Below are 24,401 nucleotides of genomic sequence, written 5' to 3' on the forward strand. Positions count from 1 at the left end.
CGGGTCAGATGTTGTAGATGCCGGTCTTGTACCGGGCGAGGTTGGCCGGGTCGCGGAAGAACTCCACGGTTCCCGCGAGGCCTTCCTCCAGGGAGTGCGCGGGCTGCCAGCCGGTCGCGGCGGTGAGCCGGCTCGCGTCGGCGACCAGCCGCATCACCTCGGAGTTGGCCGGCCGGATGCGCGCGGTGTCCTCGCGCACGTCGAGGTCGGTGTCCATCACCTTGCCGATCAGCGAGACCAGGTCGCCGATGGAGATCTCCCCGCCGGTGCCGGCGTTGAAGGTGCGGCCCACGACCTGCTCGGCGGGCACGGTGCCGACCGTGAGGAACGCCTGCGCGGTGTCCTTGACGTAGGTGAAGTCCCGGGTGGGACGCAGGTCCCCGAGGGTGATCGTCCGTTCCCCGGCGGCCACTTGGCCGATGACGGTCGGGATGACCGCCCGCATCGACTGGCGCGGCCCGAAGGTGTTGAAGGGCCGCAGGGTCACCACCGGGGTGTTGAAGCTGGCGTGGTAGCTGTCGGCCAGCCGGTCCCCGCCCGCCTTCGAAGCGGCGTACGGGGACTGGGTGTTGATGGGGTGGTCCTCGGTGATCGGCACGGTCTGCGCGGTCCCGTAGGTCTCGCTGGTGGAGGTGTGCACCAGCCGGGGCGTGCCCAGCGCGCGGACCGCCTCCAGCACGTTGAGGGTGCCGGTGACGTTGGTGTCCACGTAGCTGTGCGGTGCCTGGTAGGAGTACGGGATCGCGATCAGCGCGGCCAAGTGGTAGGCGGTGTCGGCGCCTTCGAGCAGACCGCGGACCGAGCCCGGGTCGCGGACGTCGCCGAGGACGATGTCGACCTGGTCGAGGACGTCGGGGTGGAGGGTCTCCAGCCAGCCGTAGGAGGAGAAGGAGTTGTACTGCGCCATGGCCCTCACCCGGTGCCCGGAGGCGACCAGCGCCTCGGTGAGGTGGGAGCCGATGAAACCCTCGGCTCCGGTGACTGCGGCGAGTGGTGCGGTGGTCAACTCGTGCTTCCTTCCGGTCGGTTGTGCTTCCTGTGGGGGGTGTCGCGACAACGGGGTGGTGCACGTCCGGACGGGGACCGGGTCCAGGCGGTCAGGCGTGCGGAGCGGGGCGTCCCAGCAGGCGCAGTACGCACGCCGTGAGACAGAAGGCGGCGACGCCGCAACAGAGGGACAGCGCCTCGACGACCGGGAGCGAGTCCCTGAGAGTGAGCGCGCCCGCCGCCGCTGCGGCGACGAGACAGACCCCGGCCGGCGGCCAGGCCGCGCCGAACGCCTGGAGCAGCAGGGCCGTCCACAAAGCCGCCGCGAGCAGCAGCAGCGGGGCCGGGTCGGAGTCGGTGAGCAGGGCCGCCGGGAGCAGGGGCAGCAGGTAGGCGCACAGGCAGAGGGCGAGGATGCCCGCCGAGCGCAGCTGAAAGGCGGTCGGTGTGGCCGTCGCCCGCAGCGCCGCCACCGACAGTCCGCGGTAGCGGTACAGCAGCCATTCGGCAGGACCCATGCTCACGGTCAGCACGATCACGGCGTACGGCTGGTCCTGCCCGGTCAGCAGCACCAGCGACCCGGCGGCCAGTCCGAACAGGCCGTAGGGCAGTGAACGGCGCAGCGGGGGACGGGAGTTGCCCGGCGCCGGGGTGGTGGCGAGGGCGGCGCGCAGGGCCCAGGCGGCCGTGGCCACCGCGCCCAGCAGGGGCAGCAGCGGCAGCCCGGCCCGCAGCAGGTTCCCCGGCTCCCACCACGGCAGCACCGCCGCGCCGGCGATCATCGGCGTGAGCGCGGCCAGCAGCAGCCGTTCCCCGCCGAGCACCAACAGCGCGCCCGCCGCCGCGAGATACACCGACTGTGCCCCCGCGGCCAGTGCCGCGGGGCCTGAGCCGGCGACCAGCGAGCCCGCCGCCGTCGCCACCGCGGCACCCAGCGGGGCGCCCTTGAGCAGGGTGCGGCCCGCCTCCCGCCGCCCCGCGGTCATGCGCAGGAAGGCCCGGTGGCCCAGCGCCTGGCCCCAGGCCCAGGAGATCAGCCCGGCCACGACGAGTACGGAGATCGCGCGTTCGGCGTGCCACAGCGGCGCGGTGAGCACGTAGGCGAGCCCCGGCAGGGCGAACAGGGCCCCGCGCAGGGCGCAGCGCACATGGTCCGGGCGCCAGGGATCGGCCGGCCGAGCGGGCTCCGGGAAGGTGCGCGGCACCCGTTCGTAGAGGGCGGCGGCCAGGGAGAACAGGCTCGGATGGCCGTACCGCTCCTTGATGACCTCCGAGGTCAGGCCCTCCGACTCCAGCAGCGCGGCGACCTCGTAGGCGTGCACGGCCGGTCCTATGCGGTCGGCCAGTTCGGCGGCGAGCTCGTCGACCGCGGCGTGGTCCGCGCCCCAGTGCGGCTGGCGCAGCGCCAGGGTGCGGTCGTCGGACAGCCGCCTGCGGCGTGAGCGGTCCTCGGCCAGCCGGAGGGAGAGCGTGTCCCCTGCCGAGCCGTCCGGTTCGAGCGCCATCGGCCCGCTCATCCGGCCATGCTCCCGGTCCTCGACGACACCGGGCCGCCCTCGCCGGCTTCGGCGAGTTCCACGGTGGTGTCCGGCGTCCACATCCGGCCCAGTGCCGACAGCTCCAGGTAGATCGAGCGGAAGGTGTCGACGGTCTGGCGCAGTGTGAACTGCTCGATGACCCGCAGCCGGGCCGCCTCGCCCATCGTGCGGCGGCGTTCGCGGTCGGCCAGCAGCTCCAGGGCGGCGGCGGCCATCCGTGCCGGGTCGCGCGGCGGCACGACCAGGCCGGTGTCCCCGACGGCCTCCCGCACCCCGCCGACGTCCGTCGAGACGGTCGCCCGCCCGCACGACATGGCCTCTATCAGGGTGAACGGAAAGCCCTCGCTGATGCTGGAGAGCATCACGACGTTCCCCGCCGCGTAGGCGTCCTTGATGTCCTCGACCCGGCCCTCGAACGTGACCGCGTCGCCGTGCCCCAACTCGGCGGCCAGCGCCTCGCACCGCTCCCGGTAGGCCTCGCCGCCCCGCGGGGTGCCGCCGAACAACCGCAGCTCGGCGTCCGGGAGTCGACCCCGGACCAGCGCGAAGGCGCGGATGAGGGTCTCCAGGTCCTTGATCGGGTCGACCCGGCCGGCCCAGCTCAGGGTCGGCCGTTCCGGCTCCGGACCGGCCATCGGGAAGGCGCCCGGGTCCACGCCGTTGTACACGGTGCGGATCGAACCGGGGTCCGCGCCGCCTTCTTCCTCCCACAGCCGGTTGTAGCGGTTGCCCGGGGTGATCAGGGCCGCCCGCCGGTAGGTCTCCTCGGCCAGCAGCCGGAAGAATCCCAGCACGACGGCCTTCACGGGCCAGCGGTAGGGGGCGGTGCGATAGCCGAGGTAGCGCTCGCGCAGATAGACGCCGTGCTCGGTCAACAGCAGGGGTACGCCGTGCCGTTCGAGCGCGGCGAGCCCCGGCAGCGCGGCGACCCCGCCGCTGACCGCGTGCGCCACCCCGTCCTCGGGCAGCGGCGCGGACAGCGGCCGCAGCGCGTGCTCCAGCAGGGTGGTCGCGGTGATCGCGTCGTGCAGGCTCGGCCGGGCCTCTCGTACGGCCAGGCCCGGACGGTTCCACACCGCCGTCAGTACACCGATCGCCCGGTCGCCGCGCAGGAACGGGCTCAGCGTGCCGTCCGCCGCGGCCCGCGCCATCGTGTACAGCGCGTCGGCGAAGCCGTGCTCGGCCCGGAGGTCGAGCAGCGCCGTCAGGAACTGCTCGTAGGCGTGGGCGAGTTGGTTGCGGCTTCTGCCGCGCGGCAGCCGGCCCTCGGGCGCGGGTCCCCACATGGGGACGGAGACCACGCGCGAGACGTGGTCCGGGATGTCCCACACCAGGGGTTCGCGTCCGGTGCCGGTCACGGCGACGACCTCGAAGTCGAGGTCGGGCATGCCGGTGACGAGCTGGTCGCACCAGACGCTCACCCCGCCGTGACTGTGCGGGTAGGTGCCTTCGGTGAGCAGGGTGACGCGCGTTGAGCCGGAGCGTCGCGCGCCGTCGTGAACGTGCATGGATGGGCTCCACGGCCGAGGTCGGTGGCGGTCGTTCCGGCCCCGGCCGCGAGGGTGCGACCGGGACCGTAGGGCGTGCCGCGCTCAGTTCTCCGGGACGTAGGGAACCTGCTCGGTCACACCGGCGGGCACCTTGGTCGGGGGAGTGGTGGAGGTGGTCGCCGGGTCCGCCGCGTCGGCGGTCGCGGTGAGGGAGGGGGTGGACGAGGGCAGGGCGAGGGCGAGCGGCGCTCCCGTCGAGGTGGTCCAGCCGGAGACCTCACCCGCGTACGCGGAGCCGAACGCCGTACCGTCCTGCGTGGTGCCGGTGGGCAGGGTCGCGCTCACGGGAACCCCGTCCGGCGCCTGGACGGTCACCGTGTCGCCGATGCGGTACGCGGTGATCTGACCGGCGTCGAGCGCCGCGTCCCGGGCCGCGCGTCGCTGCAACTCGGTGCCGATGTCCTTCATCCGCAGGTTCACCACCGGGGTGTTGTCCGCGAACAGCCCGTTGTAGCCGTCCAGGACACCGTCCAGCACCGGGTAGGCGATGCGGTCCTCGGTCAGGTTCGACTGGTGGATGAAGTGCGGCTTGGGGTCGTTGGAGAGCACGTGCCCGAGCGCGGTCCTGGTCTCCAGCGGCACGATGTAGTCGGCGTACCCGGTGGAGGTGGACAGCGGCGCGGCCAGACAGGTCGAGGTCGCCGGGTTGTCCTCGCAGATGCCGCTGCCGCCCTGGGCCCGGCCGGTGTAGATCCAGTTGTACTCGTCGACCTGCTCGGCGGTGCGCCCCGCGTTGTAGAAGATGTTCATCGGGTAGCGCGAGACCGTCGTCGCCGGACCGACCTGACGCTGCACCGGGTCACGGGAGTTGTCGGAGGCGAGCCACTTCACGCCGTTGGCGGTCAGCGCGGGCGCCAGGTTGGGGTTGTCCACCGGCTGCTGCGGCAGGATCCGCAGACCCGAGTGCTCGCCGGTCACCAACTCCTGCGTGTCCAGCGGGAGTCCGACCGACTGACCCCAGGCGCGGTTGGTCGCGATCTCGTCGGAGATCTCGTTCTGGCCGACCCACTGGGTGCTGCCGTCGGCGTTGGTGGCGCACTTCCACGGCACCACGGTCACGTCCTGCACACAGCCCAGGAACGGGTGCGAGTAGGTGTGGTTGACCCAGCGGAAGCTGTCGCGGTCGGTGACGAACTCGTCGGCGAGCGCGTCGACGCCGTCGTTGTCCTCGCGCTGGTTCACGCTGCCGACGCCGTTGTAGACCATGTCGAGGGTGATGCCGTGCTCGGTCTGCCAGTCGGCCGCGTGGTCGACGTCGGCCGCGGTCATCCGGATCGGGTTCTCCACGCCCTGGCCGGGCGGGCAGTCGATGTCGCCGGGCGTGCAGTTGAGGGTGGAGTCCCAGCGGTCGTCGGCCGCGAACACGTCGTCCACGTGGACCGCGAAGTAGTTGCGGGAGGCGCCGAGATGCACGCCGCCGGTCATCCACTCCACGATGCCGCGCGCCAGCAGCCGGAACTGTTCCTGGTACTGGTTGTAGACGAACGTGACGACCAGCTCCCGGCGCCCGTCGTGCCGGTACTCGCCCACCAGCGAGCCCCGCGTCGTCCCGCCGGGGATCGGGGCGTCGACGTAGGAGGTGAAGTCCGCGCCCGCGACGGGCGTCGACAGATAGGCGTAACTCTCGCCCACGGTCGGGGAGTTGTCCTCGAAGGGCACGGGCCCGTCCAGGTAGCCGAACGGCCCGGCCGCGCCGGCGGTGGTGACCTGCGCGGAGACACCGTCCAGGCTGCCCGAATAGCCGCCGTTGACCGGGTAGTTGAGCCCGGCCTCCGGACGCGCGTAGGTGTAGGCGTCGACCTGCGGGATCGCGTAGGTCTGCTCGTAGGCGGCCAGCGCCGTCATCTCGGCCGAACCGGCCGCGAACGGGTTGTCGTTGGGCAGGACCACGGCCTGGAACTTGGCGCGCGGAACGCCGTCCACCGTGTCCGCGAGGAAGTCCGCGTCGATCACGGGTCTCGCGGAGTCCCGCAGGTCTATCTCGGTGTACGGCGTTCCCTCGGTGTCCAGTTCGGCCGCGACGGCGTCGGTGGACGGGCCTCCGTCGCTCACGATCAGGACCCGCAGATCGACGCGGGGCGTGACCGCGTCGGCGTGGGCCGTGGCCGCCGGCAGGGCGAACGAGGCCATGAGGGCGCCCACAGTGAGCGCGGTCGTGCGTATGGTCCGCTTCATGCGGTGTTGTTCCCTCCCCGGGCAGGGGCGGCCCACTTGCTCCCGTCGGAGCGGGCGCGCCCCCATGCGCGACGCCACGCCCCCCTCAGACGCCAGTCGTCACGCATCAGTCGCGTCACATAGTGGTGCCCCTGTATAGCTTTTGTGGTCATGCTGCGAAACGTGACGGAAAAGTGAGGCGTCCATTCGGTCGCCGCGGCGGCCGAACAGGCGCCCGCAGAACGGGAGTCCGGTAGCCCGCGGAAGCGCATCGAGGCCCTGTCCGCTGGTCCGGGATCGATCATCGGAGCCGAACGGCCCACTCCGGTGATCGGTCGACCGGTCGATCGAGCCGCGCCGCGTCCTTTCCGATCTAGTCCGGATTTGGACCACCCGGGTCTCGCGATACGGGCGGCGGCCGGCCGACGCGGGCCCGCCGCCGTGCGAGGTCGTCGGATGTACGGGGCCGTCAGGCGCAGAGCACCCGGGTCTCGGGCGTGTAGGCCGGGCCGCCGCTGATGTTCGTGCTGTCGCTGAACTCGATGTAGTAGTACGAGTAGAAGCCGATGTTGCCGTTGCAGCCGGAGTCGGCGGCGATCTGCAGCGTCAGGGTCACCGTACGGCTCTGACCGGGCGGGATGGTCGCGCCGTAGTTGGTGCCGAGGTTCGCGGGGCCGGTGCCCGAGCACGGGGTGGAGCCGGTGGCCGTGGCCAGCGTGCACCCGGTGAAGCTGTACTTCAGGTCGGGGCGCTGGGTGGTCAGCCACGTCGGGTCGATCGTCTGGTAGACGAACCAGACGTCGTAGGTGTGGTTGTTGGTGAGCGTCATCGACAGGTTCACCGTGCCACCGGGCGTGGTGGTCGCGCTGTCGGTGGCGAACGTGACGTCGGCCTGGGCCGCCGGGGCCGCGCTCGCACTGGGAGTCAGGCCGAACACGGCGAGGGCGAGGGCGAGTACGGCGGTGAGACCGAGGCGTCTCGGCAGAGTGGATCTCATGGCTCGGGAGGCTAGGCAGAGGCCTCGCGCCCCGTCTGCCCCGCGAAGCACAGCGAACGCTCAGGTCGGCCGGAAGTGCATGTCCTGTGAAGGCGGTGTAAACGCGTCGTCACGTGGCGCTTCGTGGTCGGCCGAGTTCGGTCCTGCTCGGCGGTGGCCGGGCGTGATTGGCGAATATCCCACTGTTGTCACCATGGGACGTTCTTTGCCAACACACCTCACGTACCGCCGAGTTTCACATCGGCGACACCCGACCCTTCCCTGACGTTCGGCGCCCTTGCAAAACTCGCAGCGCGCGGAACCCGTCATGTTCCGGCAAGGCGCACCGGCACGTCGCACCGTCAAGAGGAGAGGCAGTCCCCCATGCCCGAAGTCAACCGGCGCAGATTCCTCCAACTCGCGGGCGCCACCACGGCCTTCACCGCGCTCTCCAGCAGCATCGAGCGCGCCGCCGCGCTGCCCGCGAACCACCGCACGGGGTCCATCGAGGACGTCGAGCACATCGTCGTCCTGATGCAGGAGAACCGCTCGTTCGACCACTACTTCGGCTCGCTCAGGGGCGTCCGGGGCTTCGGCGACCCGCGCCCGGTGACCTGGCCGAACGGCACGTCCGTGTGGCACCAGAAGGACGCGAGTGGCAAGGAGATCCTGCCCTTCCACCCCGACGCCGACGACCTGGGCCTCGCCTTCATCCAGGACCTCCCGCACGGCTGGAACGACGGCCACGCCGCCTTCAACGCGGGCAAGTACGACAAGTGGGTGCCGTCCAAGGGCTCCACGACGATGGCGTACCTCAACCGGGACGACATCCCGTTCCACTACGCGCTCGCCGACTCCTTCACCATCTGCGACGCCTACCACTGCTCGTTCATCGGCTCGACGGACCCCAACCGCTACTACATGTGGACGGGTTACACGGGCAACGACGGCAAGGGCGGCGGCCCGGTCCTCGGCAACGACGAGGTCGGCTACAGCTGGACCACCTACCCCGAGCGCCTGGAGCAGGCCGGCGTCTCCTGGAAGATCTACCAGGACGTCGGCGACGGACTCGACGCGGCCGGCGGCTGGGGCTGGATCAACGACGCCTACCGCGGCAACTACGGCGACAACTCGCTGCTGTACTTCAACCAGTACCGCAACGCCGCGCCGGGCGACCCGCTCTACGACAAGGCCCGCACCGGCACCGACGCCACCAAGGGCGAGGGCTTCTTCGACCAGCTGAAGGCCGACGTCAAGGGCGGCAAGCTGCCGAAGATCTCCTGGATCGTCGCCCCCGAGGCCTTCACCGAGCACCCCAACTGGCCCGCGAACTACGGTGCCTGGTACGTCTCGCAGGTCCTGGACGCGCTCACCGCCGACCCCAAGGTGTGGGGCAAGACCGCGCTGTTCATCACCTACGACGAGAACGACGGCTTCTTCGACCACCTGGTCCCGCCGTTCCCGGCCGGCTCCGCCGCGCAGGGCAAGTCGACGATCGACCCCACGCTCGACCTGTTCGCCGGCGACAGCGGCCACCCGGCCGGCCCCTACGGACTCGGTCAGCGCGTGCCGATGCTGGTCGTCTCGCCCTGGAGCAAGGGCGGCTTCGTCTGCTCCGAGACGCTCGACCACACCTCGATCATCCGGTTCATGGAGCGCCGCTTCGGCGTCCACGAGCCCAACATCTCGCCCTGGCGCCGGGCCGTCTGCGGTGACCTGACCGGGGCCTTCGACTTCTCGGACAAGGACACCAGGCCGGTCGCCCTGCCCGACACCGACGGCTACGAGCCGCCGGACAAGGTCCGCCACCCGGACTACGTGCCGACCCCGCCCGCCAGTGGCACCCTGCCCAAGCAGGAGCGCGGACTGCGCCCGGCCCGCCCGCTCAAGTACGCCCCGCGCGTGGACGGTTCGGTGGATTCGGCGGCCGGCAAGTTCACGTTGACCTTCGCCTCCGGCGCCAAGGCCGGTGCCGCCTTCCTGGTCACCTCCGGCAACCGCACCGACGGCCCCTGGAGCTACACCACCGAGGCCGGCAAGACCGTCTCCGACACCTGGAACTCGGCGTACTCGAACGGGTCGTACGACCTCACCGTGCACGGCCCCAACGGCTTCCTGCGCGCCTTCAAGGGGTCGAACAAGACCGCGGGCCCCGAGGTCACCGCCCGGCACACCGGCGACGACGTCGAGCTGACCTTCACCAACAAGGGCTCCCGCACGGCCAAGTTGAAGCTGTCCGGCGGATACGGCTGCCGCCCGCGGACGTTCAGCGTGCGCCCCGGCGCCACCGTGCACCACACCGTCGACCTCGCGGCGAGCAAGCGGTGGTACGACCTGACGGTCACGTCCGAGACGGACACGGCGTTCCTGCGCCGCTTCGCCGGACACGTGGAGAACGGCCGCCCCGGCGTGAGCGACCCGGCGATCATCACGAGGTGAGAAGGGCGCGGGGTACTGTGCGCCGGTGACCACTGATCCGAACGTCCCGGACGATGCGCAGCCACCGGCCGCCCGGCAGCTGCCTCAGCAGGCCGGGGTCGCGCCCAGCGGCCCCGGCGGCGCGCTCTTCACGGAGCCGGTCCTGGTGGTCGGCCTGAAGGCCGAACCGGTTGAGCAGGTCGGGGAGATCGAGCCGGCCAACGAGTACCAGGTCATGGATCAGCACGGCACGGGGATCGGTTCGGTCACCGAGGCGGTACGGAGCACGCTGAAGAAGGCGCTCCGCTTCGGTTCCGGCCTCGACCGGTTCCTCACCCACCGGCTGGAGATCCGGGACGCCGCGGGACAGCCGCAGTTGCTGCTGTCCCGGCCGGCGAAGCTCCGCAGGCCGCAGGTCACCGTGACCCGTCCGGACGGGACGCCCGTCGGCGAGATCGTCCAGCAGGAGGAGGCCGAGGGGATCGACTTCGCGATCCTCACGCCCGACTACCAGCTGATCGGCGCGATCAGGGCGGAGAACCGGCAGGCCTGGAACTTCTCGGTCGTGGACGACTACGACCGTGAGGTCGCCCGGATCACCAAGACCTGGGAGGGCCTGGCCCGGACGCCGTTCACGGCCGCGGACCACTGCGCCCTGGAGATCCACCACCAGCTGTCCGAGCCCCTGTTGAGCCTCGTCGTCGCGGCGGCGCTCACCGTGGACACGGCCCTGAAGCAGGACGACAGCGCCGTCGACTGACGCTCTCGCCGTACGGCCCGGAGTCGCAGAGGACCCACGCCGTACGGCGTTCAGAGCGAGGTCAGGTGTCCCTGCTCCGGCTGGCGGGGCACCAACGCCGGTTCCTGGGACGCCGTTTCGGGCTTCAGGGCGAGGACGGCAGCCACCGGGTGCTCGTCGTCGACGGTCGACACCGGATAGACGTCCGCGAACCTGTCGGCGGCGACCGCGTCGGGCGTCGCCCGGGTGAGCAGGACGACACCCCAGGACGCCAGTCCCGCGCCCGCGAGGGCCAGCAGCACACCGGCCGCCCCGCCCTGCAACCGCTCGCCGAGCAGCGCGAGTCCGATCGCCGCGGCGGCCACCGGATTGGCCAGCGTCACCACGGCCAGCGGTGCGCCGAGGCCGCCCCGGTAGGCGGTCTGCGACAGCAACAGCCCGCCCGTCGCGAAGGCCGCGACCAGCAGCGCCACCCCGATCACCTGCCAGCTCAGCAGCGGGCCCGAGCGGTCAGTGGCGGCCACCGTCACGGTCTGGGTGAGCGCCGAGGCGACACCGGAGGCGAAGCCGGACGCGCTCGCGTGTCGCAGCCCGGGCCGGGCACCCGGCCACGCCAGCATGCCGATGAGCGTCGCCGTGACACCCGCGACCCCCACCGCCTCGGGCACGCTCAGCACCGTCTCCGGCGCCTGTCCGGACGCGGTCACGAGGATCGCGGACAGACCGAGCAGCGTGAGGGCCGTACCCCGCCACTCCACGGAACTGACCTTGCGGCCGGCGATCCGCGCGCCCATCGGCACCGCGGCGACGAGCGTGAGCGCGCCGAGCGGCTGGACCACGGTCAGCGGACCGTACTTGAGGGCCACCACGTGCAGCAGCGCGGCGGACGCGTTGAGCAGCACCGACCACCACCAGGCGGTCGAGCCCAGCAGGCGCAGCAGGCCCGAGCCGGGATGGCGGGAGGCCAGCCGCTCCTGGGCGACCGCGGCGGCCGCGTAGGCGACGGCGGAGAAGAGGGACAGGACGACGGCGACGGCGGTGGCGCTCATCGGCCCGCTCCGACCAGGACGTTGTCGTCGGTCGACGAGCCGGCGGGCCCTTCGGCCGGTACGGGCTTCTGTGTCTTGCTCGTCTTCCCCGTCTTGTCCGTGCTCTCCCCGTCGCGGTTGGCGATCGGCGCCGTGCGCGGCGGCCGGTGGATCAGGGCGAGCGCGGCACCGAGCATGGCGGTGGCCACGATCGCGTCGAGCCAGTAGTGGTTCGCCGTCCCCACGATCACCATCAGGGTGACCAGCGGGTGCAGCAGCCACAGCCAGCGCCAGCGCGAGCGGGTGGCGGCGATCAGGCCGACGGCCACCATCAGGGCCCAGCCGAAGTGCAGCGAGGGCATCGCCGCGAACTGGTTCGACAGGTGGTCGGAGGAGGGCGGGCCGTAGACCGAGGGTCCGTACACGCGCGCGGTGTCGACGAGGCCCGTGGCGGCCAGCATCCGCGGCGGCGCCAGCGGGAAGACGAAGGGGAGCACCAGGGCGGCCGAGGTGACCGTGGCCAGGACCCGGCGGGCCCACACGTAGTGCGCGGGGCGCCGCAGGTAGAGCCAGACCAGGAAGGCCGCGGTGGCCGGGAAGTGCACGGTCGCGTAGTAGGTGTTCGCGATCTGGGCCAGGTCGTCGCCGTGCAGCAGCAGGGACTGCACCGAGCCCTCACCGGGGAGATGGAGCGTCCGTTCCAGGTCCCACACGCGGGTCGCGTTGTGGAGAGCCTCACCGGTGTGGCCCGTGGCCAGCTGCCGGCCGAACTTGTAGACGAGGAAGAGTCCTGCGACGAGCAGGAGCTCACGGACGACCGGAGGCCGCGCTATCGCGTCGGTCTCCCCTTCTGCAGGCTCGGTGCGGGCATTCATCCCCCGGCCCTTTCGCTGGTGCGTGTGGTGGTGCGGTATGAGACTCCGGCCGAGGCCGGAACTCATCGATACGTCGCCGTACCGATACGACAGTGTACCGATACGGATGTGTACCGGTACACTGGCGTATCGATAGATGTTCTTCACACCAAGAAAGTGCTGCACACTGGAATAACCGGCCCTCGGACGGGGGACCGCGAGACCAGAGCGAGGAGAAGAGCCGATGACGTCGCAGGCCGCGGACGAACCGGAGACGGTCGCCGCCTCGCGCCGCTCCAAGCTCACGCGGGAGCGTGAGCAGGAGTTCTTCGACACCGTGCTCGAACAGGTCCGCGAATGCGGGTACGACTCCGTGACCATGGAGGGCGTCGCCGCGAGCACGCGCTGCAGCAAGTCGACGCTCTACCGCCAGTGGCGGACCAAGCCCCAGTTCGTGGCGGCGGCGCTGCGCTCGGGCCGCAAGGTGCGCTTCGAGGGCATCGACACCGGCTCGCTCGCCGAGGACCTGCGCCAGGTCGCGCGGGCCTCCGCGCAGTGGGGGCACAAGGACACCAAGCTCCTGTCGGCGCTCGGCCACGCCATCACCCAGGACCCGGATCTTCAGAAGGCGCTGCGCGAGGCGCTCGTCGACCCCGAGATCTGCGCGCTCCAGTGCATCCTGCGGCGCGGTGTGGAGCGCGGCGAGGTCTCGGCCGACCATCCGGCGCTGCCGTACGTGCCGGCGCAGATGTTCGGTGTGATGCGGGCCCGACCCGTCCTGGAGGGCGAGGACGCCGACCCCGAGTATCTCGTCCGCTTCGTGGAGGCCGCCGTCCTACCGACACTCGGCCTCACCTGAGAACCGGGTCGCCGTCCACGGGATGACTGGACGGTGGCCTGCGCGCGCCGCACCGTGGGGACGGGGGCGGCGCGTAACCCCGGCCGGGCGGGGCCTCTCTTGAGCGGAGGGGGCCCTGCCCGGCCGATCCACGTCCGGGGCGGTTCAGACGGTCTGGCCGTCGCCGCTGCCGGTGGACACCTTGATGCCCTTGGTGATGTCGTCGATGACGCTCTGCTTCTCGCCGACGTCGACGCCGAAACGGATCACGACGATCAGCTTCGGGTTGGCGGGCGCCGGGAAGGCGAGCGACTCGACGTAACCGTCGGCGCCCTTGCTGGTGACCGCCTTCCAGCGGACCAGATAGCCCTTCTGCCCCGCCACCGTGACGGCCTTGGAGGCCAGCACGTCGTGCGAGGTGATCGAGCCGTAGGTCTTGCCGCCGTACGACTCGTCCGCGTTCGTCGAGATGTCGGCCTTGGCGACCGCCTCGGCCGTGGTCCCCGCGGTGCCCAGCGCCTGGGCGGGTGCCGAGTAGGCGCCGCCCTTGGTGCAGGACTGCGAGGTGTCGCCGGGGCACTTGTAGGAGTCGTTGGACGTCACCTGCGCGCCCACCGTGATCTGCTGCCCGAACCAGTCCTTCGGGATCGGGATGCTGATCCCGCTGATCGAGTCGGTCACCGAGCCGCTCTCGATCTTCGGCGCCTCGGACTGGCTCGGGGCGGGCGAGGGAGTGCCACCGCCGGACCCACCGGTACCGCCTGACCCTCCGTTGCCGCCGAAGGGACCGCCCTGACCACCGCCCCCGTTCTGCCCGCCGGCCGTGCCCGGTGGCTGCTGCGCGGTACCACCGCCCGAGCCGCCGTCGTCGGTCAGCGCCCACACGCCCACGCCTATGGCGGCGAGTACGGCCACGGCGACCGCGACGGCTATACCCGTGCGCAACCCGCGCCGCGGGGCCGCCGGCGGCTGACCGGGGTACGCCGGATAGGCCGGGTAGCCGGGATGCACCGGATACCCCTCGGCCGTCGGCGCCTGCGCCGTGGGACCCCATTCGGCGGCCGAGCCCGCGGGGCGGGTCTGGTCCGTCCATGCCTTGCCGTCCCACCAGCGCTCGGCGGCGGGACCCTCACTTGTCTGCCCGGGATCGGGATACCACCCGGGAGGAGTCACCTGCGTCATGACCCCACCGTATGAGGCGTCAGTGAAAGCGGGATGAGAGGACCCCGGCTTCCGGACATCAATCCGGGAGACCTGGCTGCTGTCCCCGCCTCAGACCACCACCAGCCGCACCGGCGCCCGCGCCCCCGCCGTCGGCAGTCGCCACCCCTCCCCTCCCGGCGTGATCGACCCGAGCACGCTCGCGTGCCGCGCCCCTGTGCTGACCGGATCGGTGCCCGGCAGGCCGTGCGCGGTAAGGAAACCGAGGACGGCGAAGGCGTACGCCTCCTTCGCGTCCGACGGGAGGCCCAGTTCGTCGGAGGTGCGCACCGCCACCCCGGGCAGCAGCCGGGCCAGCATCCGCATGAGCGTCGGATTGCGGATGCCGCCGCCGGAGGCGATCACCTCGGTGGCCGCCACCGAAAGCACCGCTGTCGCGACCGTCTCGGCCGTCAGACGGGTCAGCGTGGCGACGACGTCCTCAGCCCGCAGCGTCCCGAACCCGGCCAGCGCGTCCCGCAGATACCCGAGGTGGAACAGCTCCTTGCCCGTCGTCTTCGGCGCGGGCAGTCCGTAGTACGGCTCCGCGAGCAGCCGGCGCAACAGCGGCTCGTGCACCCTGCCGCGGGCGGCCACCGCCCCGTCGACGTCGTACGCGAACCGTCCGCCGCTGAACCCGCTCGCCGCCGCGTCGATCAGCGCGCACCCGGGACCGGTGTCGAAGGCGGTGCCGTCGGGCGCGGTGAGGTTGGCGATGCCGCCGATGTTGAGGGCGACGGGCGTGCCGGGGCGGCCGCGCAGCCACAGGAGGTCGAACAGGCTGACCAGGGGCGCGCCCTGACCGCCCGCGGCGATGTCCCGGGGCCGGAAATCGGCGACCACCGGCAGCCCGGTCGCCTCGGCGATCCAGGCCGGCTGCCCGAGCTGGAGCGTGCCGTGGACGGTGGCGTCCTCGACCCAGTGGAAGACCGTCTGCCCGTGCGAGGCCACCAACTCGGCACCTCCGTCGCACAGTTCGTGATCCGCCCGGACGGCCGTCGCCGCGAAGGCCTGCCCGATCCGGGTGTCGAGGCGGCACACCTCGGCCAGTGAGCAGGTTCCCGGTGGCAGGGCGGCCGCGAGCGTCTCCCGCAGTTCCTCGTCGTACGGCTGGCTCACCATCCCGAGCGGCTTCAGTACGAGGCTGTCGGCGTCGAGGCTCAGCTCGGCCGCCGCCGCGTCGATGGCGTCGTAGGACGTGCCCGACATCAGGCCGATCACCCGCATCCGCTCAACTCGCCTTTCTTCTGGGAGCCCTGGCCGTTCCTGGGCGTCCTGGCCAGTGCCAGCACGCTCACCGCACAGGTCGCTGCCGCGTAGTACCCAGGAATGTCGACGTTCCCCGTCCGCTCCACGGTTTCCGTGATGATGAGCCCGGCGCAGCCCGAGAACACGGCATTCGACAGGGCGTAGGCGAGTCCCAGGCCCGTATGGCGCACGGTCGTCGGGAAGAGTTCGGCGAGCATCGCCGGGCCCGGCCCTGCCATCAGGCCCACCACCGCGCCCGCGCCGAACAGTGCCGTCCCCTTCACCGCGTACGAAGTCGTCGTGTTCTGAAGGAGGTTGAGCAGCGGCAGCGCGAGGGCCACCACGAGCAGCGCGCCCGTCAGCATCACCGCCCGCCGGCCGATCCGGTCGCTGAGCGCGCCCGCGGGCAGGATCGTGGCCGCGAACCCCAGGTTGGCCAGCGCGGTGGCGAGCAGCGCCTGCTGGAAGGAGGCGTCGAGCGTGCTCTGCAGATAGGACGGCAGGACGACCAGGAAGGTGTATCCGGCCGCCGCCCAGCCCATGACCCGCCCCGCGCCCAGCGCGATCGCGCAGGCCACCTCTCGCGGTCGCGGTCGCACGGCCGCCGCCTCTCGGACGAACGCGGGCGTCTCGTCCAGCCGCAGCCTGAGCCGGAGCGCCGCGAGCCCCATCGGCAACGTCAGCAGGAACGGCAATCGCCAGCCCCAGTCGTGCAGTTGAGCCTCCGTCAGCAGACAGCCCAGTACCGCCGCCACACCCGCACCGGCCAGCAGTCCGAGCGCCACCGTGAACGACTGCCACGCCCCGTACAGCCCGCGCCGGCCCGGCGGCGCGAACTCTGTCATCACCGCCACCGCACCCCCGAACTCCCCGCCCGCGGACAGCCCTTGGACCACTCGCAGGAACGTCAGCAGCCACGGTGCCAGGGCGCCCGCGGTCGCGTACGTCGGCAGCGCGCCGATCAGCGTGGTCGCGCCCGTCATCAGCACGATCACCAGGATCAGCACCGGACGGCGGCCGATCCGGTCGCCGAGGCGCCCGAACACGGCCGCGCCGACGGGCCGGAAGAAGAAGGCCAGCGCGAACGACGCGTACGTCCGCACCAGCGCCTCCGCTTCACCGCCGCCCGCCGGGGTGAAGAACTGCGCCGCGATGACGGTCGCGAAGTAGCCGTAGACCCCGAACTCGTACCACTCGACGAAGTTGCCCACCGACCCCGCCGCCAGTGCCCGTAGCGCAGCCGAGCCCCTCGCCGTGGGGCGTTGTCCGAAAATCAACGTCATTTGAACGCCTTTGACTGTCTGTCACTTCAACACAGGCAGGTCACCGTGCCCGTGCGTCGACCGCGCGAACTCGCTGTCACCCGTCACGGCAAGAGCTGCCCGGACCCGCCTCCACTTCGGCATTCGTGCGGCTACGCTCAAGGGCTGTACGTCGTTCGGGCGACTTGGGGAGGTAGCGGGATGACGGAGGTAGGGCCCACGGAGGCCGCCTCGGACCCCCTCTGGGAGCGCGAGGAAGAAGTCGCGGCGGTCGAGCGCGCGCTCGACACCCTGAAGGCCGACAACGTGAGCGCGGGCAGCCTCCTGGTGGTCCGCGGCGAGGCCGGCATCGGCAAGACCGCCCTGCTCGCGGAGACCCGCCGCATCGCCGAGCGGCGCGGCTGCACCGTATGGGCGGCCCGCGGCGGCGAGACCCTGCGGTCGGTCCCCTTCAACGTCGTACGGCAACTGCTCCAGCCCGCGCTGCTGTCGCTGATGCCGGAGGAGGCCCGCGAGTACCTGGGCGACTGGTTCGACATCGCGGGACCCGCCCTCGGCATCGCGGAGCCGGGCGAGCGCCAGGCCGACCCGCAGGGCGTGTGCGACGGACTGGTCGCCGCGGTGCGCCGGCTGGCCCGGCGCGACTGGCCCCTCGTGCTGCTCATCGACGACGCCCACTGGGCCGACCAGGAGACCCTGCGCTGGCTCGCCGCCTTCGCCGAGCGCCTCGACGACCTCTCCGTACTGCTCGTCGTGGCCCACCGCCCCGGTGAGGTCTCCGGCGAGAGCGCCCGCCACCTCGACACGGTCGCCGCCGCGGGCCGCCCCCTCGACGACCTCAGCGCCCTGACCCCGCAGGCCACCGCCGGACTCACCCGCGCCACCCTGGGCCCGCACGCGGACGCCCCGTTCTGCCGCGAGGTCTGGGCCGTCACCGGCGGCAACCCGTACGAGACCGTCGAACTCCTCGCCAAGGTGCAGGACAGCGACCTGGAACCGACCGAGGGCGCCGCCGCCGAACTGCGCGCCCTCAACCGCTCCGCCCGCGGCGGCGGACTCGTCGCCCGCCTGGAGGAACTCGGCATCGACGCCACCCGGTTCGCCTGGGCGGCCGCCATCCTCGGCACCGGCATCTCCGTCGGCCTGGTCGCCAGGCTCGCCACCCTGGAGTACGAGAACGCCTCGCGCTGCGCCGACCTCCTGCGCTCCGCCCGCATCCTCACCGAACCCGACCCGGCCGGCCACCAAGTGGGCGACGGCGACCTGGAGTTCGTCCACCCGCTGATCGCCACGGCCGTCTACAACTCCATCCCCGACGCCCTGTGCACCGCCATGCACGGCATCGCCGCCAAGGTCGTCACCGACTACGGCTTCGGCGCCGCCATGGCCTCGCGCCATCTCCTCCAGGTGCACCCCGACAGCGACGAGGAACTCGTCGAGCAACTGCGCGAGGCCGCCCGCGAACACCTCGCCGTCGGCGCCCCCGACGCGGCCCGCCGCTGCCTGGAACGCGCCCTGGTGGAACCGCCCGTCGCCACGGTCCACGCCTCCGTGCTCTACGAACTCGGCTGCGCCACCCTGCTCACCGCGCCCGCCCGGACCATCTCGCACCTCCAGACGGCCCTCGCGATGCCCGGCCTCGACAGCGACACCCGGGTGGAGGCCGTCTACCGCCTCTCCCAAGCCCTGCTCCACAACGACCAGTTGGACGAGGCCGTCCGCACGGTCGAGGCGGAGACCGCCCGGCACGAGGACGGCCCCGCCCGACTGCGGCTCCAGGCCGTGCACTTCATGTGGGAGGGCATCCACGCCGGCGAGACCAGCTCACCCGGCCGCTCCGAGCAGCTCGCCGCACTCGTCGCGACCTGCACCGGCCGCGACAACTCCGAGCGCGCCCTGCTCATCCTGCGCGGCTTCGACGCGATGACCCACGGTGAGAACGCGGAGGAGGTCGTCGAGCTGTGCGACCGCGCCCTCGTCAACGGCCGCCTCGCACCCGGCCTCGGCTGGACCGACACCGAGTGGGGCATCGAACTGCTGATGATGCTCGCCGGCGCCTACGCCTACAGCGACCGCCTCGACCGCGCCGAGTCCCTCTACAACGAGGCCCTGCGCGCCTACGAGTCGGCCGGCTGGAGCGGCGGCCACCTCTCCCTGGCGCACGCCTACGTCGGTCTCGGACACCGCAGGCGCGGCCGGCTGCGGGAGGCCGAGTCCTCCCTGCGCGAATCGCTGCGGCTCGCCGAGCGCGTCGGCCGCGGACTGCCCCTGTACTGGTCGGCGACCTGCAACCTGGTCGACGTGCTGCTCGCCCGCGGCCATGTCGACGAGGCCTGGTCGATCGCCGAGCAGTACGGCTTCGCACCGCCGTACCCCTCGACCATCGTGCTGCCCGACCCGCGCTCGGTGCGCGGCCGGCTGCTGCTCGCCGTAGGCCGTACCAAGGACGGGATCAACGAACTGGAGCAGGCCGAGAAGGCCGCGACCGCCCGCGGCCACCACAACCCGGTGCTCGTGCCCTGGGCCGTCGCCCTCGCGCCCGCGCTCGCCACCGAAGACCCGGTCCGCGCCGCCCAGTTGGTCAGCGACGTCCGCCGCCGGGCCGAGCGCTTCGGCACCGACACGGCCATCGGCGAGGCCCTGCGCTGCGCCGCCGCCCTGGAGACCGGCCAGCGCGCGGTACGCCTGGCCGCCCAGGCCGTCGCCTACCTGGAGGCCTCGCCCTGCCAGTACGAACACGCGGCGGCCCGCGTCGAGTACGGCATTGCCGCCCGCTCGGTCGCCGAGCTCAACCGGGGCCTCACGCTGGCGCGTTCGTGCGGCGCCGACGGCCTGGCGACGAAGGCACGGGAGGTGCTGGACACGGGCCGCGGACTGAGGTGAGCAGCAGGCGTCGGCGTATGTGCCTCAGAGCGCCAGCAGTTGATCGGTCACCGCCGCCAGCCGCTTCCGCACCGCGGGGTCGTACGTCTCCTCGTGCGCCCGCGCAGGACGGGTGCCGTCGAAGTAGCCGCCGGTGCCCGACTCCCGGGTCGCCAGGGCCAGTACGCCGGGCGCCCCGTCGGCGACGGTGTTCCAGGGCGTCACTCCGCCCTCCCGGACCATCGCCGTGTCCATGAAGGTCGCCGGGTGCAGCACGTTCACCGAGACGCCCGTGCCGGCCAGTTCCTCGGCGAGTGTGAAGGTGTACGCGGCCAGCGCGAACTTGCTGCGGCAGTACGCCGCGAAGCCGCCGTAGCCGCGCGTGAACTCGGGGTCGTCGGGGTCGAGGGGCTCCTGTCCCGCCGAGCCGACGTTGACGATCCGGGCCGGCGGGTCGGCGCGCAGCACCGGCAGCAGGGTGCGGGTGAGCGCGACCGGCGCCAAGTAGTTGACGGCGAGGCGGAGTTCATGGCCGTCGACGCTCAGCTCCCGGCCGGAGTCGGGTGCACCGCCGCCCACTCCGGCGTTGTTGATCAGCACGTTCAGTTCGGGATGCGCGGCGGCGACCTGCTCGCCCAGCTCGCGCACCTGGGCCAGCGAGGCCAGATCGGCGACGAACCCCTCGGCGTCGCCCTCGGTGCGCAACTCCTCCACCAGCCGCTCGGTACGGCCCGGGTCGCGGCCGTGGGCGAGGACGAGGTGTCCGGCACGGACCAGCTCGAAGGCGAGGTGGCGGCCGAGACCGGAGGTGGCACCGGTGATCAGAAGGGTGGACATAGCCCCACAGTAGGCACGCTTCGGGCCCCTGTGCGAGGCACTTCTGGGGCTACGACCACCAGGGACACCTTCGGCACCGTCAGTCGTCCTCCTCCGCCAGCACCCGCTGCGCGGTCGCGAACGCCGAGTTCGCCGCGGGGACCCCGCAGTACACGGCCGTCTGGAGCAGCACCGCCCCGATCTCCTCCGGGGTGAGCCCGTTGCGCCGGGCCGCCCGCACATGCATGGCCAGCTCGTCGTAGTGCCCGTGCGCGACCAGCGCGGTCAGCGTGATCATGCTTCGCTCGCGGCGGGTCAGCGTCGGGTCGGTCCAGATCTCGCCCCACGCGTAGCGCGAGATGAAGTCCTGGAAGCGGGCGGTGAACGGCGTCTGCCGCGCCTGCGCCCGGTCCACGTGCGCGTCCCCGAGCACCTCGCGCCGCACCTCCATGCCCCGCTCGGCACCGCCGTCCAGATGCGCCCGCAGCGTCGTGAGGACGGCCTCGGGGCACTGCGCGGGCGCCAGGTGCGAGGCCCCCGGGATCTCCACCAGCGCGGCGCCCGGCACCGCGTCCGCGATCTCCCGCAGCTGCGCCGGCGGGGTCGCGGGATCGTCGCGGCCGGCGATCGCCAGAGTCCGCGCGGAGATCTCGCCGAGCCGGTCGCGCAGGTCGAAGGCGGCCAGCGCGTCACAGCACGCGGCATAGCCCTCGGGGTCGGCGTCCGCGTGGTCCTGGACGAGCCGCGGCACGGTGAAGTCCCCTGCGAACCAGCGAGCGTTCGCGCTCTCGACCAGCCACGCCATCCCTTCGCGACGGACCCGCTCGGCCCGCTCCTCCCACGCCTTGGAGCCGTTGAAGTGGGCCGAGGAGCAGATCACCGCCAGCGACTCGACACGCTCCGGGTGGTCCACGGCCAGTTGCAGCCCGACCGCCCCGCCCAACGACACCCCCGCGTACGCGAACCGCTCGATGCCCAGCGAGTCGGCGAGCGCGAGCACCAGGTCGGCCAGGTCACCGACGGTCGCGCCGGCCCCGATCAGCCCGGCCGCCGACCCGCCGTGCCCCGGCAGGTCCCAGCGCACCACACGACGGGTGACCGACAACTCGGGCGCGACCTTGTCCCACAGGGCGTACGAGGTGCCCAGCGAGGGCCCGAGCAGCAGCGGAGGAGCGGAAGCGGGCCCCTCGGCACGGTGGTTGAGCAGCAGATCGGTCAACGTCGCTCCAGGGCACGGTCGGTGAGGGCTCCGGCGGAGCCGGTGTAGCGGGCAGGGTCGGTGAGCTCGTCGAGGTCGACGTCCTTCAACTCGGGTTCCGCCGCGAGGAGTTCGGCGAGCGGGCGGCCGTCGCTGTAGGTCCGTGCGGCCAGCTCCGTGAGCAGGGTCTTGGCGCGGGCCCGGCCGAGCACGGGGGCCAGCTCGGCGGAGAGCCGTTCCGAGACGATCAACCCGTGGGTCAGCGCGAGGTGTTCACGCATGGCCGCCGCGTCGACCCGCAGTCCCTCGGCCAGTTCGGCGGCGTCCCGCGCGGCCCCGCCGACCAGCCGGAGCAGGTCGCGCAGCGGCTCCCACTCGGCATGCCAGGCCCCGGCGGGCCGCTCGTCCTCGGCGACCAGCGACCCGTACAGGGTCGCGGCGAGCTGCGGCGCCCGCCGGGCCGCGGCGACGATGAGCGTGGACCGTACGGGATTGGCCTTGTGCGGCATGGCGGACGAACCGCCACCGCTGCCCTCCGTGACCTCGGCGAGCTCCGTCCGGGCGAGCGTGAGCACGTCCGTCGCCGCCTTGCCCAGCGCCCCGGCCGCGAAGGCCAGACACCCGGCGAGATCGGCGATCGGTGTGCGGAGGGTGTGCCAGGGGAGGGCCGGCTCGCGCAGGCCAAGTTCACGGGCGAACGCCGCCACGAGGGCCGACGGGTCCTGGCTGCCGTACGCCGTGAAGGCGGCCAACGTCCCCGCCGCGCCGCCGAGTTGGGCGGGCAGTGCGGCGCGTACCGTCTCGATCCGGTCCCGCGCGTCCAGGACCAGGGACCGCCAGCCGGCCGCCTTCAGCCCGAACGTCGTCGGGACGGCGTGCTGGGTGAGGGTGCGCCCCGGCATCGGGGTGTCCCGGTGGTCGGCGGCCAGCCGGGCAAGGGCCCGCTCGGTGCGGCCGAGGTCGGCCAGGACCAGGTCCAGGGTGCGCTTCGCGACCAGCATCGTCGCCGTGTCCAGGATGTCCTGGCTGGTCGCGCCCCGGTGGACGTAGGGCCCGTACTCCGCGCCGACCGCCTTCGTCAGGTCCGCGACCAGCGGGATGACCGGGTTGCCGCCGGACCGGGCGCGCCCGGCGAGGGAGCGCGTGTCGAAGCGGTCGGCGACGGCCGCCGCCGTCACCGCGTCGGCCGCCGCGGCCGGGGCGAGGCCCAGCGAGGCCTGGGCCCGGGTCAGGGCGGCCTCGGCGTCGAGCAGCGCCCGCAGGTACGCGGTGTCGCCGGTCGCCGAGGCGGCCGGGGAGCCTGCCCACCCGGGGGCGAGCAGGCCGGTGTCGGGATCGACAGAAGTCACTGGAACTCCAGGAAGACCGTTTCGCCTTCGCCCTGAAGGCGGATGTCGAAACGGTATGTGCCGTCGCCCCCGTCCGTGGCGATCAGCGTGTCGCGTCGCTCGTCCGGCAGCCGGGACAGCAGCGGGTCGGCGGCCAGCGCGGCCTCGTCGCCCGGCAGATAGATCCGGGTGTACAGGTGCACCAGTAGCCCGCGCGCGAACACGCACACACTGACGTACGGCGCACTCCGCCCGCGCGCCCCCGGCCGCAGTGTCCGCGCGCACCAGTGGCCATCCGCGTCGGTCTGGATCCGCCCCCAGCCCGTGAACTCCACGCCGTTGCGGCCCAGATAGCCCCCGGTCGCCGCGTCGCGCCGGATCGAGCCGTTGGCGGTCGGCACGTTCCCGTCGGGGCCGGCACCCCACAGCTCCACGAGCGCGTCCGGCAGCGGGGTGCCCTCGCCGTCGTAGACGTGTCCCTGGATCGTGATCGTGTCGGGGTGGCCGACGGGCGCGATGTCACCGCCGCCGGGGAAGGGCAGCGCGTAGCCGTAGAAGGGGCCGACCGTGTGCGAGGGGGTGGGCAGGACGGAGTCCGGACGGCTCGTGTCGATCTTCGTCATGGCGGGTCAGCGTCCTTCTTCGATCCAGGTGGCGTGCGGGCCGTCCAGCACGATGTCCCAGTGGTAGCCCATCGAGAACTCCGGCACCGACAGGCTGTGGTCGTACGTCGCGACCAGCCGCTCGCGTGCCGCGTCGTCGGTGACCGACTGGATGATCGGGTCGTAGGGGAAGAGCGGGTCGCTGGGGAAGTACATCTGCGTCACCAGCCGCTGCGTGAACGCCGTGCCGAACATCGAGAAGTGGATGTGTGCCGGGCGCCAGGCGTTGACGTGGTTGCGCCAGGGGTAGGGCCCCGGCTGGATCGTGGTGAAGCGGTACGCGCCGTCGGCGTCGGAGATCGTGCGGCCGACGCCGGTGAAGTTCGGGTCCAGCGGGGCGTCGTGCTGCTCGCGCTGGTGCGCGTAGCGGCCCGCCGAGTTGGCCTGCCAGATCTCGATCAACTGGCCCCGGACGGGCCGCCCTTCGCGGTCCAGGAGCCGTCCGGACACCGTGATCCGCTCGCCGATCGGCTCGCCCCGGTGGTGCCGGGTCAGGTCGTTGTCGATCTCGGTTATGTCGCGGTCGCCGAAGGCGGGGGAGTGCAGCTCCACCAGCTCCGGGTCCTGGCTGACGTCGATGGCGACCGGCGGCTGTTTCGGATGCCGCAGTACGGAGGAGCGGTACGGCGCGTAGCCGCGGCGCGGATGGTGCTCCACGGGGGCGCCGTCGGCGACGCGCTTCTCGTAGGCGGCGTGCTCGGCCGCGATCTCCTGGTCGATGTCCTGCTGGGTGAGAGTCATGG

Annotated in this window: 19 protein-coding genes; 4 read left to right on the plus strand and 15 right to left on the minus strand. The window is 72.3% G+C overall.

From position 1 onward, the window contains the following. Window positions 1–4: 4 nt before the first annotated feature. The 5 genes from ACWD5F_RS23655 to ACWD5F_RS23675 form a co-directional block, all read right to left on the minus strand. Window positions 5–1,006 carry a GDP-mannose 4,6-dehydratase gene (locus tag ACWD5F_RS23655; protein WP_451257033.1) on the minus strand — a complete coding sequence of 334 codons (1,002 nt, stop codon included), beginning with the start codon at window positions 1,004–1,006 and terminating at the stop codon, window positions 5–7. A 91-nt stretch (window positions 1,007–1,097) separates the two neighbouring features. After that, entirely contained in the window at window positions 1,098–2,504 is a 1,407-nt protein-coding gene (locus ACWD5F_RS23660) for a hypothetical protein (RefSeq protein WP_451257035.1), read from the minus strand. Next, a complete protein-coding gene (pelF, locus tag ACWD5F_RS23665; RefSeq protein ID WP_451257037.1) occupies window positions 2,501–4,033 on the minus strand; it encodes a GT4 family glycosyltransferase PelF in 1,533 nt (510 codons plus the stop codon). Before pelF ends, ACWD5F_RS23660 begins: the two co-directional genes overlap by 4 nt. 84 nt (window positions 4,034–4,117) lie before the next feature. Beyond that, on the minus strand, window positions 4,118–6,250 hold the full coding sequence (locus tag ACWD5F_RS23670) for a hypothetical protein (protein WP_451257039.1): 2,133 nt from the start codon (window positions 6,248–6,250) through the stop codon (window positions 4,118–4,120). Window positions 6,251–6,698: 448 nt separating this feature from the next. Beyond that, window positions 6,699–7,226: a hypothetical protein gene (locus ACWD5F_RS23675; protein WP_401712437.1), complete on the minus strand. Its 528-nt coding sequence runs from the start codon at window positions 7,224–7,226 to the stop codon at window positions 6,699–6,701. A gap of 363 nt (window positions 7,227–7,589) precedes the next feature. Between ACWD5F_RS23675 and ACWD5F_RS23680 the strand changes: the two genes are divergently transcribed. Further along, a complete protein-coding gene (locus tag ACWD5F_RS23680) occupies window positions 7,590–9,644 on the plus strand; it encodes a phosphocholine-specific phospholipase C (protein ID WP_451257041.1) in 2,055 nt (684 codons plus the stop codon). A 25-nt stretch (window positions 9,645–9,669) separates the two neighbouring features. Further along, window positions 9,670–10,383 (plus strand): phospholipid scramblase-related protein, encoded by a 714-nt coding sequence (locus tag ACWD5F_RS23685; RefSeq protein ID WP_451257043.1) that lies wholly within the window; start codon window positions 9,670–9,672, stop codon window positions 10,381–10,383. A 50-nt stretch (window positions 10,384–10,433) separates the two neighbouring features. Here the strand turns inward: ACWD5F_RS23685 and ACWD5F_RS23690 are convergent, their stop codons facing one another. Then, on the minus strand, window positions 10,434–11,411 hold the full coding sequence (locus tag ACWD5F_RS23690; protein ID WP_451257045.1) for a hypothetical protein: 978 nt from the start codon (window positions 11,409–11,411) through the stop codon (window positions 10,434–10,436). After that, window positions 11,408–12,265, minus strand: a complete 858-nt coding sequence (locus tag ACWD5F_RS23695) for a phosphatase PAP2 family protein (protein WP_451257047.1) — start codon at window positions 12,263–12,265, stop codon at window positions 11,408–11,410. Before ACWD5F_RS23695 ends, ACWD5F_RS23690 begins: the two co-directional genes overlap by 4 nt. A 223-nt stretch (window positions 12,266–12,488) precedes the next feature. On the opposite strand from ACWD5F_RS23695, the gene ACWD5F_RS23700 reads away from it, so the two are divergent. Continuing rightward, a complete protein-coding gene (locus ACWD5F_RS23700) occupies window positions 12,489–13,103 on the plus strand; it encodes a TetR/AcrR family transcriptional regulator C-terminal ligand-binding domain-containing protein (RefSeq protein WP_451257049.1) in 615 nt (204 codons plus the stop codon). A 144-nt stretch (window positions 13,104–13,247) separates the two neighbouring features. Here ACWD5F_RS23700 and ACWD5F_RS23705 read toward each other — a convergent pair whose 3' ends face one another. From ACWD5F_RS23705 to ACWD5F_RS23715, 3 genes are all read right to left on the minus strand, one after another. Continuing rightward, window positions 13,248–14,264, minus strand: coding sequence for a DUF2510 domain-containing protein (locus ACWD5F_RS23705; RefSeq protein ID WP_401712419.1), 1,017 nt, complete (start codon window positions 14,262–14,264; stop codon window positions 13,248–13,250). A 90-nt stretch (window positions 14,265–14,354) separates the two neighbouring features. Then, window positions 14,355–15,509 carry an anhydro-N-acetylmuramic acid kinase gene (locus tag ACWD5F_RS23710; protein ID WP_451257051.1) on the minus strand — a complete coding sequence of 385 codons (1,155 nt, stop codon included), beginning with the start codon at window positions 15,507–15,509 and terminating at the stop codon, window positions 14,355–14,357. Continuing rightward, window positions 15,500–16,813: an MFS transporter gene (locus ACWD5F_RS23715; RefSeq protein ID WP_451257053.1), complete on the minus strand. Its 1,314-nt coding sequence runs from the start codon at window positions 16,811–16,813 to the stop codon at window positions 15,500–15,502. The genes ACWD5F_RS23710 and ACWD5F_RS23715 overlap by 10 nt, the downstream gene beginning before the upstream one ends. Window positions 16,814–16,993: 180 nt before the next feature. Here ACWD5F_RS23715 and ACWD5F_RS23720 point away from each other — a divergent pair, with 180 nt between their 5' ends. After that, complete coding sequence (locus ACWD5F_RS23720; protein WP_451257055.1) at window positions 16,994–19,675, plus strand: ATP-binding protein; 2,682 nt, start codon at window positions 16,994–16,996, stop codon at window positions 19,673–19,675. 24 nt (window positions 19,676–19,699) lie between these two features. Here ACWD5F_RS23720 and ACWD5F_RS23725 read toward each other — a convergent pair whose 3' ends face one another. The 5 genes from ACWD5F_RS23725 to pcaH form a co-directional block, all read right to left on the minus strand. Next, entirely contained in the window at window positions 19,700–20,491 is a 792-nt protein-coding gene (locus ACWD5F_RS23725; RefSeq protein WP_451257057.1) for an SDR family NAD(P)-dependent oxidoreductase, read from the minus strand. A gap of 79 nt (window positions 20,492–20,570) precedes the next feature. Further along, the gene (pcaDC, locus tag ACWD5F_RS23730; protein WP_451257059.1) at window positions 20,571–21,689 is read right to left on the minus strand and encodes a bifunctional 3-oxoadipate enol-lactonase/4-carboxymuconolactone decarboxylase PcaDC; all 1,119 of its coding nucleotides are present in this window, start codon (window positions 21,687–21,689) and stop codon (window positions 20,571–20,573) included. Then, the gene (gene pcaB / locus ACWD5F_RS23735) at window positions 21,686–23,017 is read right to left on the minus strand and encodes a 3-carboxy-cis,cis-muconate cycloisomerase (protein WP_451257061.1); all 1,332 of its coding nucleotides are present in this window, start codon (window positions 23,015–23,017) and stop codon (window positions 21,686–21,688) included. Before pcaB ends, pcaDC begins: the two co-directional genes overlap by 4 nt. Next, complete coding sequence (gene pcaG / locus ACWD5F_RS23740) at window positions 23,014–23,619, minus strand: protocatechuate 3,4-dioxygenase subunit alpha (protein ID WP_451257063.1); 606 nt, start codon at window positions 23,617–23,619, stop codon at window positions 23,014–23,016. The genes pcaB and pcaG overlap by 4 nt, the downstream gene beginning before the upstream one ends. 6 nt (window positions 23,620–23,625) lie before the next feature. Next, on the minus strand, window positions 23,626–24,399 hold the full coding sequence (pcaH, locus tag ACWD5F_RS23745) for a protocatechuate 3,4-dioxygenase subunit beta (protein WP_401712395.1): 774 nt from the start codon (window positions 24,397–24,399) through the stop codon (window positions 23,626–23,628). Window positions 24,400–24,401 lie beyond the last annotated feature (2 nt).

The organism is Streptomyces sp. NPDC002499, assembly GCF_053595415.1.